Below are 16,839 nucleotides of genomic sequence, written 5' to 3'. Positions count from 1 at the left end.
CTCATCTTTGGGCTACACTGCTCGCGAATACGTTGGCGGTTTGTTAACAAACCGCTACCCATCCGTAGATTCAGGGATTGTGTCATGAAAACGTTAGGCGAATTTATCGTCGAGAAACAGCACGACTTCTCTCACGCCACCGGCGAGCTGACTGCGTTACTTTCTGCAATTAAACTGGGCGCCAAAATCATCCACCGCGACATCAACAAAGCGGGTCTGGTTGATATCCTCGGCACCAGCGGCATTTCCAACGTACAGGGTGAAGTCCAGATGAAACTGGACCTGTTCGCCAACGAAAAGCTGAAAGCTGCGTTGAAAGCACGCGGTGAAGTTGCGGGTATCGCTTCTGAAGAAGAAGATGAAATCGTGATTTTCGATGGCGAGCGGGCTGAAAATGGCAAGTATGTGGTGTTGATGGATCCGTTGGACGGTTCGTCCAACATTGATGTCAACGTCTCGGTCGGTACTATTTTCTCTATCTATCGTCGCATCACCCCGGTCGGCACTCCCGTGACCGAAGAAGATTTCCTGCAGCCAGGCAGTGCCCAGGTTGCAGCCGGCTACGTGGTTTATGGTTCATCCACCATGCTGGTGTACACCACCGGTTATGGCGTGCATGCCTTTACTTACGATCCGTCTCTGGGCGTGTTCTGCCTCTCCCATGAGAAAGTGCGTTACCCTGCCACCGGCAACATGTATTCCATCAACGAAGGCAACTACATCAAGTTCCCTCGCGGCGTGAAGAAATACATCAAGTATTGCCAGGAGCAGGACGAAGCGACACAACGCCCTTACACCTCACGCTACATTGGTTCACTGGTTGCCGACTTCCACCGCAACCTGCTGAAAGGCGGCATCTACATTTATCCAAGCACCGCCAGCCACCCGCAAGGCAAGCTGCGCCTGCTGTATGAATGCAACCCGATGGCGTTCCTGGCGGAACAGGCCGGCGGTAAAGCCAGCGACGGTAAAAACCGTATTCTGGACATTACCCCGGTGAAACTGCACCAGCGTGCACCGTTCTTCGTGGGCACCAAATCCATGGTTGAAGACGCCGAGCGCTTTATCGCCGAAAACCCGGACGAGTAAAGCCTCTCTTCAGGGGGCGGCATACCGCCCCCTGTCACTCCATCATAATTTGAACGCTGCCATGCTCTGCGCCAGCAATTGAGCCTGCTCTTCCAGCGAACGCGTCGCCGCCGCAGACTCTTCGACCAACGCAGCGTTTTGTTGCGCGACCTGATCCATCTGGGCCACCGCCAGATTCACCTGCTCAATACCGCTGCTTTGTTCCCGGGTAGCCGCCGAAATTTCCCGCATCAGCGCCGTCACGCGGCCTACTTCGCCGGTAATGCCGTTCATGGTTTTCGCCGCAGACTCCGCCATTTGCTCACCTTCCTGCACCCGATTCTGCGACGCTTCGATCAACCCTTTGATCTCTTTCGCCGACTGCGCACTGCGCTGTGCCAGGCTGCGCACCTCACCGGCCACTACCGCGAAACCGCGCCCCTGTTCACCGGCGCGTGCCGCTTCAACCGCCGCATTCAGCGCCAGAATATTGGTCTGGAAGGCAATGCCATCCATCACGCTGATGATATCGGCGATGCGCCGCGAGCTGTCGGTAATCGCCTGCATCTTGTCCATCACCTGGCTGACCACCTCGCTGCCTTGGTTGGCGATATCGGATACGCTCAGCGCCAGCTGGTTAGCCTGCTCGCAATTCTCGGCGTTCATTTTCACCGTCGAGGTCAGTTGTTCCATGCTGGCCGCCGTTTCTTCCAGCGAGGCTGCGGACTCTTCGGTACGCTGCGCCAGATGCAAGTTACCGGCAGCCAGCTCACGTGAGCCGGTATCAATCTGGCTGCTGGCATCGCGCACCTTGCTGACCGAGCCGACCAACGCCTGTTGCATTCGTTGCATGGCGCGCACCAGACGGCCCATCTCGGTGTCTCCTTCACCGGTAATTCGGTGCGTCAGGTCACCGCTGGCAATATATTCCAGTTGGTCGATAGATTCATCGAGGGGACGCAGGATAATCACCCTCAGGGCAAACCAGGCCAGTACCGCCAACAGCACGCTGAGCAAGCCGGCGATCACGATCAGGGTGATTTTGGTGCTGGCATTATTTTCCGCCTCATCCACCCGCTGCTGCCCCACCTTCATGGCAAAGCTGCGGAAATCGCTGAGGTCTTTTTCGAAGGCGATACTCAGGGCCGAAATCCGGGTTTCCTGAATCTCGTAATAGTCATCGACCTTGCCGGCTTTGATGGCGTCAGCCATCGGCCTGACCCCCTGTTCCAGATAAGCCCGGTAGCTGTTTTGCAAACGGGTAGACAGTTCACGCCCGCGTTCTGTGACGGTGCCGACGCCGACGAAGCGCCCCATTTCGTGCTTCGACTGCTCGAGGTAATCATAGATACGGCCTACCGTAGCATCGGAGACCTCAATCTGGCCGATTTCCCGCTGACGCACCGCCAGCGAAGCGGCAGTTCTGGCGCGCAGTGTCAGGTTGGAACTGCTGGCCAGCGATCCCAGTTCCTCCCCCAGGATCTGGTTCAGTGTGTGTAGCGAGCGCGACCCTTCATTAATCGCGTTGACGCCAATCATGCTGACCATAATCAGCAACAGCGTCGTCAGGCTCAGCAGGGCAATCAGCCCGGCCTTCACCGTAATCTTTTTTAGCATGAGTTCTTCCCGGCTTCAGAAATAGTGAGATCAAACGTAGGGGGAGGTAAAACGCAGAGCCAGACTTCGCCGACTCATTATTATTTGATGAAGTTATCGGCAACCGCGGGAAAAACTTAACCTTGTTGGAGGATTAATCTGGAAATGCGGTGGATGGCGCCCCACAGGGGAGCCGGTGATGAAAAGGGCAGGAAATCGCAAAAGAGTCCGCTATAATAGCCGCCACTCCATTTCTGGTTTGATTAAAGGAAACCGACATGAGCTTGAATCTGGTCCCAGCTGGCAAAGACCTGCCGGAAGACATCTACGTTGTTATCGAAATCCCGGCTAACGCCGATCCGATCAAATATGAAATCGACAAGGACACCGGCGCGCTGTTCGTTGACCGTTTCATGTCCACCGCGATGTTCTATCCGTGCAACTACGGTTACATCAACCACACCCTGTCTCTGGACGGTGACCCGGTTGACGTACTGGTACCGACCCCGTATCCGCTGCAGCCGGGTTCTGTGATCCGCTGCCGTCCGGTAGGCGTGCTGAAGATGTCCGACGAAGCCGGTGAAGATGCGAAACTGGTTGCCGTTCCGCACAGCAAGCTGACCAAAGAGTACGATCACATCAAAGATGTGAACGACCTGCCAGAACTGCTGCGTGCCCAGATCGCCCATTTCTTCGAGCATTATAAAGATCTGGAAAAAGGCAAATGGGTGAAAGTGGAAGGCTGGGCAGACGCTGCCGCCGCCAAAGCTGAAATCGTTGCCTCTTTCGAACGCGCTGCCAAGAAGTAATTCTTGCCGCCGTCCGATGAAAAAACACCGCTCAATGAGCGGTGTTTTTTTTATTACTTTTCGTCGAGACGCTTCAACCAGTCGCCGCTGTTAATCCGCGGGTAACCGTCCACACTGTGTTTATACAGGTAGATCCACGCACTCCCATAAGGCGTCTGAATCAGCTCGCGCTTATAGTCCTTGGTGTTGCTTTTCAGTTCGTCCAGCTCTGCCAGAATCGATGAGTTAATACGGTACACCTCACAATGCACCGTGCCCTCTCCAGGGATCGCCGCCGGGTAATGGCCCAGATTATAAATCTGATAGCCTTCGAGCTCATGCTCGCCGAGCCATTGGGCGTTGGTCATCCAATGGCTGTTTCCCTGTTTGCGTCGTAAACTGCCGTAGACAATTATTCGCATCGCTAAAACTCAAACTGATAGAGCAAATCTAATGCCTGGTCGATACCAGACACCGCTTCAAGATACAACTTAGGCATCAGGCGGTAACGCAACGTCAGCGTGGCCAGCGAGTCGAAAATGCCCACCCCATATTTTACTTGTAAGCCAGGGAGAACATAGCCGCTCACGACAACCTGAGAGCTGTCGCCAACCCCCTGAGTGTCCAGGGCCAAATTACTTACGCCAAACGCCTCGCCGATTTTACCCACAAGTTGACCACTTTGTGCAACCCCCATCCCAATTAACATTGAGGTCATTGCGTTGCCGTCGGCGCCGGAACTGCCCAAACCTTGCCCACGCAGCAGATAAGACAAGGCTTCCTGCTGCGATTTAGTCGGGTCTGAGAACACTTCCAGCTTCGGTGCATCCGCCAGCCCGGTGACGCGAACCCCGGCGGTAACGCCGTCTTCGGTCGAGTCTGGATTACGGATCGCCTCGATGTTGAGCAACGGCTGATCCGGCGGCCCAGAGAAGAGCAACTGGCCTTTGCGGACAATCAGATCCTGACCATAAGCATGGAAGCGACCGGAAGGGATGTCAATCTGGCCATTCAGGCCCAGGCCGTTCTTGTCCTGCACCACTTTCAAATCGCCCTTCAGTTTGGCTTTCAGGCCAAAGGCATCCAGGCGTACATCGTTGCCGACGTGGATCATCAGATTACTGTTGATGGGGATGCTGGCGGTTTTCGGCTGTATGGGTTTCAGTTGATCATCCAGCATCACTTCGTCGGAAGAGACGCCTACCGCACTTTCCGGCAGCTCCTGCACCGTTATGCGCGCCCACGGAATATTGACTGAGCCGTTGAGCGAGAACAACTGCGGCGTCGCCTCGAAGACCAGATCAGGCGAAACGTCGATGCGGATCATCGGCGGCACCGTCACCCGCAGCTTATCGCCCTTGGCGGCGATACGGGCGCGCCAGGCGTTGATATCGCGCCAGTCGGCGTCACCGGACAGGTTCAGTTGCCCACGGGTCGTGCCGATCAGCCCCTCCAGCGTCGAAGTCATGCCATCGAAGTTAACCACCAAGCGGCCGTCAGTCATGTCAAACGGCATCCAGTGACCATCGATATCCACCTTATCCAGCGCCAACCGGCCATACACCAGCGGTTTCTGCGCGCTGCCGCCCAAACGCAGGTTGGCGTTCAACATGCCCACCGCTTTTTCCCCATCCATCAGCGCCGGGTTAATCATCGCCAGCGAAATATTGGTGATATTGACATTACCGCTGATATTACGGCGCACCTGCGGGTCGGTGACCTGAATGTTGCCATTAAACTGGCCATTATTGTTCAGCTTGATCAACCAGTCAGCCTGAGCGCGGCCGTTGGTCAGCCCGGCGTTGAGATTCAGCGTATCGAAGGCGATCGGCAGCGCATTACCCTGCACCTGCTGCACCACTTTCACCCCGTTGCCCACCAGCGAGACTTTCGCATCAGGCAACGCGCCACCCGGTTTCCAGCTAATATCCGCCCGGCCGGAGAACACGCCGCTCAGGGCCGTTTCCGGCCCCAGGAACGGTTTCACCATCGCCAGATCAAAGCGGTTCAGCACTACGCTGGCCTGGCCGTTCTGGCCGGCCTCAATGGTTTTCGGCACGCACAGTTCGGCGTTCGGGTTCTGCCAGCAGTGCGGCCCGATACTGATTTTCTGTGCGGTATTCAGGTAGTCTAGCGCAATGGCACGCGTTAACCGCCATTCGCCCACTGGGGTATCGAAACGGGTATTGTTCAGGTTGCCGCGCCAGCGCTGCTGCTGGCGATCGAAACTGCCCTGCAGCGCCAATTGGCCGGATACCGGCTTGCCGTTGATCTTCAGTTGCAGCTGATGCTGTTTTTCGCTGCCTTTGGCATCCAGCGTCAGCAGGCTGATCTCCAGAGCATCCTGCTTCAGTTGTTCAACCCGAACCGCTAGTTGCCCCTGAATCTGATCGCTGGAGCGCACGTCGCCGTCAATTTTAACCCGATTGATGCGCAGCGCCTGCCACTGCAGGCCGGAAGCAGTCAGATCGGCCAGCAACTGAGGCGCCTGCAGGTTGCCGCGCAGTTTAAGCAGGCCTTTCACCGTACCGCCCAGCCCCGGCAGCGCGCCGTCCAGGCGCGGCGCGTCGATGTTCGCATCCAGATTCCAACTTTTCTCGTCCAGTTGGCCTTTGACGTTCAGTTGGTTACGCCCCAGCGTCAGATCGATACCGGGGATTTTCCACTGCCCGGCAGCGTTGCCGCTGAGCGAGCCGCGCGCGGTGACCTTATTTTGCTTCACGTTGCCGTCGAGCTGCAGCACCGGCACCTGCAATTGCCAGCTGCCGCCATGCAGGCTGCCGCGAGTGGTGATCTTCCCATCCAGCTTCGCCGGCCATTCCGGCCACTGTTTGGCGGTATTAATACCGCTTAACATCAATTGTGAATTCCAGCTGATGGCCTTGCTCCAGTCCACCAACGCGGTCAAATCGGCATTACCCTGCAAGGTGGCCAGCCGCAAGCGATCCAGTTTGAACTGTTCGATGTTGCCTTTACCATCCAGCGTCAACACCGCCGGCGGCAGATCCTGGCCTTTGATGTTGGCGCGCGTCGACAGCGCATAGTCGGTCGCCTTGCCGTTGAAGCGCAGGCGAAAATCGTTGATTTGGTATTGCGCCTCACCGTTCAGCGGCCATTTCAGCTGTTTGCTTTGCAGCGTCAGTGCCAGCGGCAAACCGGCCTCAGCCAGTTGAGTTTGCATATCCAACTGCGCGCCGACCGGCCCGGACAGATTGAGCGCCACTTCCAGCTCTTCACGCAACCCGCCGCCGACGTTCAACTTGACCTTCTCGCCCTTCAGCGGCTCAATATTCAACGTGCCGTTCGCCACCGCCTCCATCGGCCAGTTGCCGGCCAGCGTCGCCTGCCCCTGAGCGGACAGCGTGCCCTGCGGCGATTTCACATCAAAGTTGTCCAGCTGGATATGCTGGTCTTTAGTGCTGGCCTGCAACAGCAGGCTGGTGATCAACACCTCGGTGTCGCCCGTCAGCCGCAGTTGTTCACCGCTGATTTCCTTGACGGTGATATCCAGCGGTAGACGGATGTCCGGCAGATCCGGCAACAGCGGTTTGGCGAACAGTTCTTTCAGCGTGTCGCCCAGTGGCTTCTCTTCTGGCTGTGGCGCAGGCTTGGCAGCCTCATCGACTTTTTCACCGACCTTTTTCACCACCTCGACAACCGGCTGCACGGCTTCCGGCAATGGGTTTTGCGGCGTTTTCGGCAGAGCGATCAGCAGCAAGCTGATTTTAGTCGGCAACAGGGTCAGCGCGCGCTCTTGCCACTGTGCACCGGTGCGGAACTCGCCCAGTGAAATCGCCGTGTCGTCGACGCTGACCTTGACGTTGTTCAGCGCCAGCATGCGCAGGGTGATCGGGTACGGCGTGCTCAGATTCGTGGTCGGCTCGCTGGTCTCTTCCACCGGCGCCGACGGCGTCATCTCTTTGGTTTTCACCACCACGTCCACGTCCTGCGCAGTCAGGGCGTTAACGCACAGCGAACTGCGTTTAAAGCAGGACAAATCCAGCGACAAATGGAACTGCCCGGCATTTACCGTCACGCCCGGCATCTGGTATTTCACGCCCTTTAGCGTCAAATCGCGCCAACCGCCACTGACGCCGGCAATCTCCAGCCCCGGAACCCAACGGGCAGCGCCGTTGATAACCGTATGCAGGCCGCTGGTGGTGCCGAGCAAATAAGCCAACCCGCCGATCAGCAGCAGCAAAACGATCAGGAATCCCAGACAAATCTTTTTAATCAGGCTCATAATTCAGGCCCCAAACCAATATAGAACTGCACCCCGTGGGTGTCTTTATCTCCAACCGGAGCGGCGATATCCAGCTTCACCGGCCCTACCGGCGACTGCCAGCGCACGCCGAAGCCGGCGCCGGTCTTTACGTTGCTTTGCTTGATATCGTTCACCGCTTCGCCGGAATCCACGAACAACGCGCCCCACCATTTGCCGGTCACGTTGTATTGGTATTCCAGCGAGCCGGTCAGCATTTTGGAGGCGCCGGTCAGCTTGCCGTCATCGTCACGGGGTGAAATGCCTTTGTATTTGTAGCCGCGAATGCTGCGATCGCCACCGGCGAAGAAACGCAGGTCCGGCGGCACTTTTTCAAAGTTATTGGTTTCGATCCAGCCAACCTGCCCACGTGCGACAAAACGGTGTTTATCGGCCAAGGTGCGGATCCAGACGTTCTGCGCCTGTATCAGCGCAAAGTCGACGCCGGAACCCCAGGTGGTATCGGACACGTCGAGAGAATAACGCTGGCTGTCGCCCCAGGTCGGCATCAGACCGCCGCGCGAGCGGGTACGGTTAACGCTGACGCCGGGATACAGCAGCATGGTGGTGTCGGTGACGGTACCCTGGGTAAAGTGGTCCAGACGCCAGGTCAGGTTCAGCGCCCGTTGCCAACCGCTGGAGAGATCCCAATTGCGGGAAACCACCGCTTTTGACGTAACGGACTTGGTATCGTTGAGATCGACGTTCTTGAAGCCGCCCTGCAGCAAGTAATACTGCTCCAACGGGTTCTTCAGCAGTGGGATTTTATAGGTCAGATCCAGCTGCTGTTCCGGTGCGGAAATGCTGGCGCTGGTTTCCAGGCTATGCCCGCGATCGTTAAGCCACGGTTTTTTCCAGGTACCTTTTATCCGGGGGCCGACATCGGTGGAATAACCGACCCCGGTTTCGATGGTATTGCGGGTGCGCGGCGTAACCAGCGCATCTAACGGCAAAATCTTGTTCTCTTTGGAATCCTGGAAATCAGGGGACACCACCACCGAGTTAAACCAGTTAGTCGCGGACAAACGACGGTTCAGCTCGGCCAACTCTTCCGAGCTGTAATAATCCCCCTGATGAAAGGGCACCAGATTTTGCAGGTAGTCTTCGCGGATTTGCGAACCTTGAAACTTCACCTTGCCGAAGCGGTAGCGCTGCCCGCTGTTGAAGTCGATGTCCCAATAAGCCTTATGCAGATCCTCTGCCACGCCCAATTGACTCTTGATCATATCGGCATCGAAATAGCCTTTGCGTAGCGCCATGCCGGTCAGAGAACTTTTGAAATTGTCATATTGACCGTGATTAAGGATCTCGCCTATCGTCGGCCGACCCTTTTTGACCAATTGCAGATAGTCTTCGTCGGTTTTCGCACCGCCTTCCAACTGGATATTGGCACCGGCAATCCGTACCGGCTCGCCCGGGTTCACCTTGGCATACAGCACGGGGCGCGCCAGCTGAGGGCGATCATCCAGCGTAAAATCGATGGTGGGCTGATAATAGCCCAGCGCACGCAGCCCCTGACGGACGGCTTCATCCACGCGCGCGCGGAACCGCCCATCGGTGCCGACCTCTTCCGGCGTAATGGAAGACAGCCGTACCCGGACGTTTTTCTCCAATTCCCCGCTGAGTCCTTCAACCTGCAGCCGCACATTCACCGAAAACGCCGCGGGCGTCGCGAGCAGAGTACAAAAAAAGCACAGGGCACGGTATCGTGGCACGCGTTCTCCTTATTTATTTTACTATCCTGTATAACATCGCTCTCTGGTGCCAGGGCAGACTCCGCGCTATCAAGACGGCAGCCCTCTTCAGCGTTATTCCAGACGCCGCGTGTTACCGTTTTACTGTCGCCGTAAACAGGCGCATTCTTCGCTTTTGGCGCTCAAAATACTGCGTTAAGCTTACACTTAATCTCAATATGCAGCTTATTGTGAGCAAAGTTGCGGTTAGATACAACCGAACCGCTGCGTCTTGGGCCAATTCTTACTGTGACAACAGGAGTCAACCGTGGTGCCATTTTTTGATAAAACCCAAACCGTCGACAAGGCGAACGCACTGCCTGGCCACACGACGCCGATGCCGGTTGCGACGCTCAACGTGGTCACCGATCATTCGATGACTCACGTCCCGGATGGCATGGAAGTGGCGATCTTCGCCATGGGTTGCTTCTGGGGCGTCGAGCGCCTGTTCTGGCAACAACAGGGCGTCTACAGCACCGCCGCAGGCTACAGCGGCGGCTACACGCCAAACCCGACCTACCGCGAAGTGTGCAGCGGTCAAACCGGCCACACCGAAGTGGTGCGCGTAGTGTTTGATCCGAAAATCGTCAGCTATAAGCAGCTGCTGCAGGTGTTCTGGGAGAACCATGACCCGGCGCAGGGCATGCGTCAGGGCGGCGACGTCGGTACTCAGTACCGTTCGGCGATTTACACGCTGACGCCGGAACAGCAGCTTGAAGCCGAAAGCAGCCGGCAACGTTTCCAGCAGGCGATGGATGACGCCGGCGACAAGCGCACCATTACCACCGAAGTAACGCCGGCACTGCCGTTCTACTATGCCGAAGACGACCATCAGCAATACCTGTATAAAAATCCTGAAGGCTATTGCGGCCTGGGCGGGATCGGCGTTTGTCTGCCGCCACAAGGCTAACCTACTATTTTTTAACCGCTGGCGGCCCCTGTGGGGCTGCTGCTATACTGTGCGGGGTCGCATTTGCGGCCCTGATTTTTGATAAAGCTCTGGCGGGCGCGATATGCGGCCCCCTGCAATTCTTTTTTTACAAGGTACGACCCTTCCTCAAGAGCGCCGTCATCCCGTCGGCACGTATGGATAGAATATGTTAAACAGTATTTTACTGATTCTTTTTCTGATCGCCGTGAGTGCGTTTTTCTCACTGTCGGAAATATCTCTGGCTGCATCACGCAAGATTAAACTGAAAATGATGGCTGACGAAGGTAACGTCAACGCCGCCAAGGTGCTCAAACTGCAGGAAACGCCGGGCCTGTATTTTACCGTAGTGCAAATTGGCCTGAACGCCGTGGCCATCCTCGGCGGTATCGTGGGCGATGCGGCTTTTTCTCCGACGTTCAAACTGCTGTTCGATCGCTTTCTGTCACCGGAACTGGCGGAGCAGGTTAGCTTTATCTGTTCGTTCGTGTTGGTGACCAGCCTGTTTATCCTGTTCGCAGATTTGACCCCGAAGCGCATCGGTATGATTGCACCAGAGACGTTCGCCGTCCGGATCATCAACCCGATGCGTTTCTCGATCATGCTTTTCCGGCCGCTGGTGTGGTTCTTCAATGGCATGGCAAACCTGATCTTCCGCCTGTTCAAGCTGCCGATGGTACGTAAAGACGACATCACCTCCGACGACATTTATGCGGTGGTGGAAGCCGGCGCCCTGGCGGGCGTGCTGCGTAAACAGGAACATGAGCTGATCGAAAACGTGTTCGAGCTGGAATCGCGTACCGTTCCCTCTTCGATGACTTCGCGTGAAAGCGTGGTTTACTTCGATCTGCGCGAGAGCGAAGAAAGCATCATTCAGAAGGTCTCGACCCACCCGCACTCCAAGTTCCTGGTGTGCGATGGCAACATCGATCAGGTGGTTGGCTACGTCGACTCCAAAGACCTGCTGAACCGCGTGCTGGGCAACCAGAGCCTGGTACTGAGCAGTGGCGTACAGATCCGTGCGGCACTGATCGTACCCGACACCCTGACGCTGTCTGAAGCGCTGGAAAGCTTTAAAACTGCCGGCGAGGACTTTGCCGTTATTCTTAATGAGTATGCGTTGGTGGTGGGCATCATTACGCTGAATGACGTAATGACCACGCTGATGGGCGATCTGGTGGGCCAGGGCCAGGAAGAGCAGATCGTGGCGCGTGACGAAAGTTCATGGCTGATTGAGGGTGGCACGCCGATCGAAGATGTGATGCGCGTGCTGCACATTGACGAGTTCCCGCAGGCGGGCAACTACGAAACCATTGGCGGCTTTATGATGTACATGCTGCGCAAGATCCCGAAACGCACTGACTTCGTTAAGTACGCCGGCTATAAATTTGAGGTGGTGGACATCGACAGCTACAAGATTGATCAGTTGCTGGTGACTCGATTGAGCGACAAACCTGCCGCGGTGCCGCCAAAAGCGCCGGGGGACAACTCCCCAGCCTGACCCCTGCCGGCAAAAACGTCAGCGGCCCCATCGGGGCCGCGATAATTGGGGCTTTTGCAGGTACACAAAATTTACCCTATGAATTTCAAATTGCAGAAAACAACGCTGCCGCTTGAAATACGACGGGTATAGCGCATTAACCCATCTCAGATTGCAGCAACAACACCTGCCGGTTCACCTCTGACATCACACTGAAGTGGCGCCTGTCACGAATTTTCGGTATCAGGATTTTCCCTTCGTCGAACTCGAACGCGCCTACATCTTTGATATACAGCCGGCCACGAAACAGGGTCTTTACGTACTTCGCCACTTTCAATGGGTTATAACGCTGGAAGATTCTCATTCTTTTACTCTCCTCCGTTTGGTCCATGCGCTCAGCGAGCCGCCAAGGTGGCAGCCTCTAAAATAAGAACGCAACTTGATTGCCATGTAGTAGACCTAGTAAAGACCATATCGTTCACTTCCGCTTGGTCATCTTCACTGGATTTACACTTTTTGACAGAATTGTATATGATAATATATAACTTTCTCAGTATATCCCTTCAAAATAAAGGTATTACCTCCCAGAAGGAAAAACTGCGATCCGGCTAACAGGACAGACCTCCGATCACCACCTATGCTTTAGGCTGTTGGGTGCTGTCGGCACCGTCCCCTTCCAAGGAGAAGGCATGAAAAAAAGTAGCATGCTCATTGTATCCCTGCTGTTTGCTCCCCTTTTGGCCTCTGCGCACAACTTCCAGCTCCAGCAACGCGTCGCGCCGGTCGGCGTCAGCGATAAGGGAGAGTTAAATTACGCTAATGATAAGTTTAGCTATAAAAACTGGAATAGCGCACAGCTCAGTGGGAAAGTGCGAGTGATCCAGCATATTGCCGGCCGCAGCTCCGCCAAGGACATGAACGACCCACTGATAGAAGCGATTAAAAAAGCTAAGCTACCGCACGAACGTTACCAAACGACGACAATAGTCAATACCGACGACGCCCTGCTCGGCACCGCGATGTTTGTTCGCAACAGCATTGAGGACAGCAAGAAAGAGTTTCCGTGGTCGCAGTTTGTGGTCGACAGCAACGGTAACGTTCGCAAAGCCTGGGATCTGCAGCCGAAGGGGTCGGCCATTGTGGTGCTGGATAAACAGGGCAAGATCCAATTCGCCAAAGACGGCGCGCTGACGCCGGAAGAGGTGCAGCAGGTCATGACCCAACTGCACCAGCTCCTGAACTGAATCAGAACAGCGAAACCCGGAAGCCGGGGTTGAGGAAAGATTCACGCGGCGTATAAAGCAACGGCTGGCCCTTCCAGTCGTGGATCTGCGCCCCGGCAGCCACCGCGACGGCATGGCCGGCGGCGGTATCCCAGATATTGGTCGGCCCAAAACGCGGATAGAGCTGCGCCTTGCCTTCCGCCACCAAACAGAACTTCAGCGATGATCCGACAGAAATAGTCTGATGCTCGCCCAGTTGGTTCAGGTAATCCTTCAATTCTTCATCGCTGTGGGAGCGGCTCACCACCACCAGCGGCGGATGGGCGTTGCTGACGCTGATCGCCTGGCGTTGTCCTTTCTCTTCTTTCCAGGCTTTACCGCGCTCGGCCAGGTACAACACGTCGATCGCCGGTGCGTAAACCACGCCCATTACCGCCTGGCCGTCTTCAATCAGCGCGATGTTGACCGTAAACTCGCCGTTGCGGTTGAGGAATTCCTTGGTGCCGTCCAGCGGATCGACCAGCCAATAACGCGTCCAGTTCTGACGCACCTCCCACGCCGGCGGATCTTCCTCCGACAGCAGCGGCACGTCCGGCGTTAACGCCGCCAGCCCACGTTTGATAATATGATGCGCCGCCAGATCGGCCGCCGTCACCGGTGAATCATCTTTTTTCTGCGCGACATCAAGCGGTTGTTCACCGTCATACACCGCCATGATTGCCGCCCCCGCCTCGCGGGACAGTTGGCAAATTTGCTCTAACATCATTCACCTCAGATATGCAGTTCCGTGGGTCATTTCCCCTTCCTCATTGCTAGCAGCCTAGTTTTTTTTGCATGGAATATCCATCACAACGGTTTAACCACCGGTATTTACTCAAGTCTTTGCCGTCACAACTGTGACATTTCCTGCGTTACCTCGGTCAATTTTCTGCCACACTTCACAGTTTGGTGAGACAACCAATGTTAATTACATGTCTCTCTGCGATAAAACTCAAATAATGGAAAGGAGAAAGCCAAAAATGATGAAGCGTCCGCTGACGTTGTCCGCCCTCGCTATGCTGGTTTGCGCCTCAACGCAGGCGGCAACGGTCGATCTGCGTGTACTGGAAACCACCGACCTGCACAGCAACATGATGGACTTCGATTACTACAAGGATAAACCGACCGATAAATTCGGTCTGGTGCGCACCGCAAGCCTGATCGAGCAGGCACGTCAGCAGGCCACCAATGCGGTGCTGGTGGACAACGGCGATATTATTCAGGGCAGCCCGCTGGGCGACTATATGGCGGCCAAGGGGCTGAAGCCGGGCGACGTACACCCGGTATACAAGGCGATGAATACGCTGAATTACGTGGTCGGCAATATTGGTAACCATGAATTCAACTACGGGCTGGACTACCTGAAAAACGCCATTGCCGGCGCCCAATTCCCGTATATCAACGCCAACGTGATCGACGCTAAAACTCAAAAACCGCTATTCACCCCTTATATTATCGTCGATACGCCGGTAAAAGACCGTGACGGCAAGAAACATACTTTACGCATCGGCTATATCGGCTTCGTCCCCCCGCAAATTCTGGTGTGGGATAAAGCCAATCTGCAAGGCAAGGTGACGGTTAATGACATTACCGAAACCGCCAAACGCTACGTGCCTGAAATGCGTAAACAGGGCGCAGACCTGGTGGTGGCAATCCCGCACTCCGGCCTTTCCAGCGAACCCTATAAGGCCATGGCGGAGAATTCGGTGTACTACCTCAGCCAGGTACCGGGCATTGACGCCATCATGTTCGGCCATGCCCACGCAGTGTTCCCGAGCAAAGACTTTGCCGCTATCAAAGGCGCAGATATTGAAAAAGGTCTGCTGAATGGCATACCGGCGGTCATGCCGGGCCAATGGGGCGATCACCTCGGCGTGGTAGACCTACAACTGAACAACGACTCCGGTAGCTGGAAAGTGGCCTCCGCCAAAGCGGAAGCGCGGCCGATCTACGGCAAAGAAAACAAGAAATCGCTGGCAGCGGAAGACGCGGCGCTGGTGAAAGTGCTGGCAGAGGATCATAAAGGCACGCGAGACTTCGTCAGCCAGCCGGTCGGCAAGTCTGACGACAACATGTACAGCTATCTGGCGCTGGTGCAGGACGATCCGACGGTGCAGATCGTCAACAATGCGCAGAAGGCCTATGTCGAGCACTACATTCAAGGCGATCCGGATCTGGCTGACCTGCCGGTGCTGTCAGCCGCAGCGCCGTTCAAGGTCGGCGGACGCAAAAACGACCCGGCCAGCTTCGTGGAAGTGGAAAAAGGCCAGCTCACCTTCCGCAACGCTTCCGATCTCTATCTCTACCCCAACACGCTGGTGGTGGTGAAAGCCAGTGGCAAAGAGGTAAAGGAATGGCTGGAATGCTCGGCCGGGCAGTTCAATCAGATCGACGTCACCAGCAACAAACCACAAGGCCTGATTAACTGGGACGGCTTCCGCACCTATAACTTCGACGTGATTGACGGTGTGAATTATCAGATCGACGTCAGCCAACCGGCGCGCTACGACGGCGAATGCCAGTTGATCAATGACAAGGCGGAACGCATCAAGCAGCTGACGTTCAAGGGCAAGCCGATCGATCCGAACGCCACTTTCCTGGTTGCCACCAATAACTACCGTGCTTACGGCGGCAAGTTTGCCGGCACCGGCGACAAACACATCGCCTTCGCGTCGCCGGACGAGAACCGTTCGGTACTGGCGGCGTATATCGGTGCCGAGACTAAAAAACACGGCGCGGTACGGCCGCAGGTGGACAATAACTGGCGCCTGGCGGCATTCAGCAGTACACAGCCGCTGGATATCCGCTTCGAAACGTCACCCAGTGAGAAAGCCACTGCGTTTATCAAAACGCATGCGCAGTACCCGATGAAGGCGGAGGGCACGGACAGTATTGGTTTTGCGGTTTATCAGATCGATTTGAGCAGTAAATAAGCACCAGGCTGGGGGAAATACCTTCCCTCGGCTACCTACCCCTTTTTCTCTCTGGCGCGCTCTTTAAATTGCATTTAAAATACATGTTATAAAATTCTTTCATTTAAAGAGGCACTACCATGGATTACCGCAATCAATCCCTCGGCGCACTCGCCATCGCCATTCCCCGGGCATCCCGCCTGTTTCGTCTGAACGATCTGGATTATTGCTGTGGCGGCAAGCAAACGCTGCAACGCGCCGCCGAGCGCAAAGGGCTGGATATCGACCGGCTGGAAACCGAGCTGGCCGCCCTCGCCGCCAAACCGGAACAAACCCGCGACTGGCGCACTGCGCCGCTCGACGAAGTGATTGACCACATTCTGCCGCGCTTCCATCAACGGCACCGTGAACAGTTGACCGAACTGGTGCTGATGGCAGAAAAGGTTGAGCGGGTACACGCAGATAAACCCACCTGCCCGCGCGGCCTGGCTAAACAGCTGAACCTGATCCGGCTGGATTTGGAAAACCATATGATGAAAGAAGAGCAGATCCTGTTCCCGATGATCAAACAGGGCATGGGGCGCCAGGCCGCCGGGCCGATCTCGGTGATGGAGCATGAGCATGACGAAGCGGGTGAACAACTGGAGGTGGTGAAATTTCTCACCCATAACGTGACGCCACCGGAAGGGGCATGCAATACCTGGCAGGCGCTGTATGGCGGCATCGACGAGTTCATCGACGACCTGATGGAACACATCAATCTGGAGAACAACCTGCTGTTTCCACGTGCGCTGAGCGGCGCATAAAACAA

13 protein-coding genes are annotated in these 16,839 nt (G+C 55.9%); 7 read left to right on the top strand and 6 right to left on the bottom strand.

The genetic code is table 11. The annotated features are described in order from the left end of the window. Positions 1–84 precede the first annotated feature (84 nt). The gene (fbp, locus tag JEM67_RS02745; protein WP_004952791.1) at positions 85–1,089 is read left to right on the top strand and encodes a class 1 fructose-bisphosphatase; all 1,005 of its coding nucleotides are present in this window, start codon (positions 85–87) and stop codon (positions 1,087–1,089) included. A 42-nt stretch (positions 1,090–1,131) separates the two neighbouring features. On the opposite strand, the gene JEM67_RS02740 is transcribed toward fbp, so the two are convergent. Beyond that, complete coding sequence (locus tag JEM67_RS02740; RefSeq protein ID WP_199635616.1) at positions 1,132–2,685, bottom strand: methyl-accepting chemotaxis protein; 1,554 nt, start codon at positions 2,683–2,685, stop codon at positions 1,132–1,134. 257 nt (positions 2,686–2,942) lie between these two features. Here JEM67_RS02740 and ppa point away from each other — a divergent pair, with 257 nt between their 5' ends. Continuing rightward, positions 2,943–3,473, top strand: a complete 531-nt coding sequence (gene ppa, locus JEM67_RS02735) for an inorganic diphosphatase (RefSeq protein ID WP_004952787.1) — start codon at positions 2,943–2,945, stop codon at positions 3,471–3,473. 53 nt (positions 3,474–3,526) lie between these two features. Here ppa and JEM67_RS02730 read toward each other — a convergent pair whose 3' ends face one another. Genes JEM67_RS02730 through tamA form a run of 3 tightly spaced genes read right to left on the bottom strand, consistent with a single transcriptional unit; the run spans position 3,527 to position 9,428 of the window. Continuing rightward, positions 3,527–3,874: a gamma-glutamylcyclotransferase family protein gene (locus JEM67_RS02730; RefSeq protein ID WP_006317485.1), complete on the bottom strand. Its 348-nt coding sequence runs from the start codon at positions 3,872–3,874 to the stop codon at positions 3,527–3,529. A gap of 2 nt (positions 3,875–3,876) precedes the next feature. Beyond that, positions 3,877–7,695 (bottom strand): autotransporter assembly complex protein TamB, encoded by a 3,819-nt coding sequence (gene tamB / locus JEM67_RS02725; protein ID WP_199635615.1) that lies wholly within the window; start codon positions 7,693–7,695, stop codon positions 3,877–3,879. Then, positions 7,692–9,428: an autotransporter assembly complex protein TamA gene (gene tamA / locus JEM67_RS02720; protein WP_062869292.1), complete on the bottom strand. Its 1,737-nt coding sequence runs from the start codon at positions 9,426–9,428 to the stop codon at positions 7,692–7,694. The genes tamB and tamA overlap by 4 nt, the downstream gene beginning before the upstream one ends. A gap of 286 nt (positions 9,429–9,714) precedes the next feature. On the opposite strand from tamA, the gene msrA reads away from it, so the two are divergent. Together msrA and JEM67_RS02710 are read left to right on the top strand one after the other, a co-directional pair. Continuing rightward, entirely contained in the window at positions 9,715–10,356 is a 642-nt protein-coding gene (gene msrA / locus JEM67_RS02715; protein WP_199635614.1) for a peptide-methionine (S)-S-oxide reductase MsrA, read from the top strand. Between the two features lie 187 nt (positions 10,357–10,543). Then, complete coding sequence (locus JEM67_RS02710; protein ID WP_013811259.1) at positions 10,544–11,875, top strand: hemolysin family protein; 1,332 nt, start codon at positions 10,544–10,546, stop codon at positions 11,873–11,875. A gap of 136 nt (positions 11,876–12,011) precedes the next feature. Here JEM67_RS02710 and JEM67_RS02705 read toward each other — a convergent pair whose 3' ends face one another. Continuing rightward, on the bottom strand, positions 12,012–12,218 hold the full coding sequence (locus tag JEM67_RS02705) for a DUF1107 domain-containing protein (RefSeq protein WP_004952776.1): 207 nt from the start codon (positions 12,216–12,218) through the stop codon (positions 12,012–12,014). A gap of 325 nt (positions 12,219–12,543) precedes the next feature. Here JEM67_RS02705 and JEM67_RS02700 point away from each other — a divergent pair, with 325 nt between their 5' ends. Further along, complete coding sequence (locus JEM67_RS02700) at positions 12,544–13,098, top strand: YtfJ family protein (protein ID WP_006323250.1); 555 nt, start codon at positions 12,544–12,546, stop codon at positions 13,096–13,098. Between the two features lies 1 nt (position 13,099). On the opposite strand, the gene cysQ is transcribed toward JEM67_RS02700, so the two are convergent. Continuing rightward, the gene (gene cysQ, locus JEM67_RS02695) at positions 13,100–13,840 is read right to left on the bottom strand and encodes a 3'(2'),5'-bisphosphate nucleotidase CysQ (RefSeq protein WP_199635613.1); all 741 of its coding nucleotides are present in this window, start codon (positions 13,838–13,840) and stop codon (positions 13,100–13,102) included. A 256-nt stretch (positions 13,841–14,096) separates the two neighbouring features. Between cysQ and JEM67_RS02690 the strand changes: the two genes are divergently transcribed. Both JEM67_RS02690 and ytfE read left to right on the top strand, forming a co-directional pair. Beyond that, entirely contained in the window at positions 14,097–16,049 is a 1,953-nt protein-coding gene (locus JEM67_RS02690; protein WP_199635612.1) for a bifunctional 2',3'-cyclic-nucleotide 2'-phosphodiesterase/3'-nucleotidase, read from the top strand. Between the two features lie 119 nt (positions 16,050–16,168). Further along, a complete protein-coding gene (gene ytfE / locus JEM67_RS02685; RefSeq protein WP_199635611.1) occupies positions 16,169–16,834 on the top strand; it encodes an iron-sulfur cluster repair protein YtfE in 666 nt (221 codons plus the stop codon). Positions 16,835–16,839: the final 5 nt, after the last annotated feature.

It is taken from the genome of Serratia sp. PAMC26656 (genome assembly GCF_016469055.2).
GTDB lineage: Bacteria > Pseudomonadota > Gammaproteobacteria > Enterobacterales > Enterobacteriaceae > Serratia > Serratia plymuthica.
Note: the sequence above shows the minus strand (reverse complement) of the source record. Positions and strands in the feature narration are given on the sequence as shown.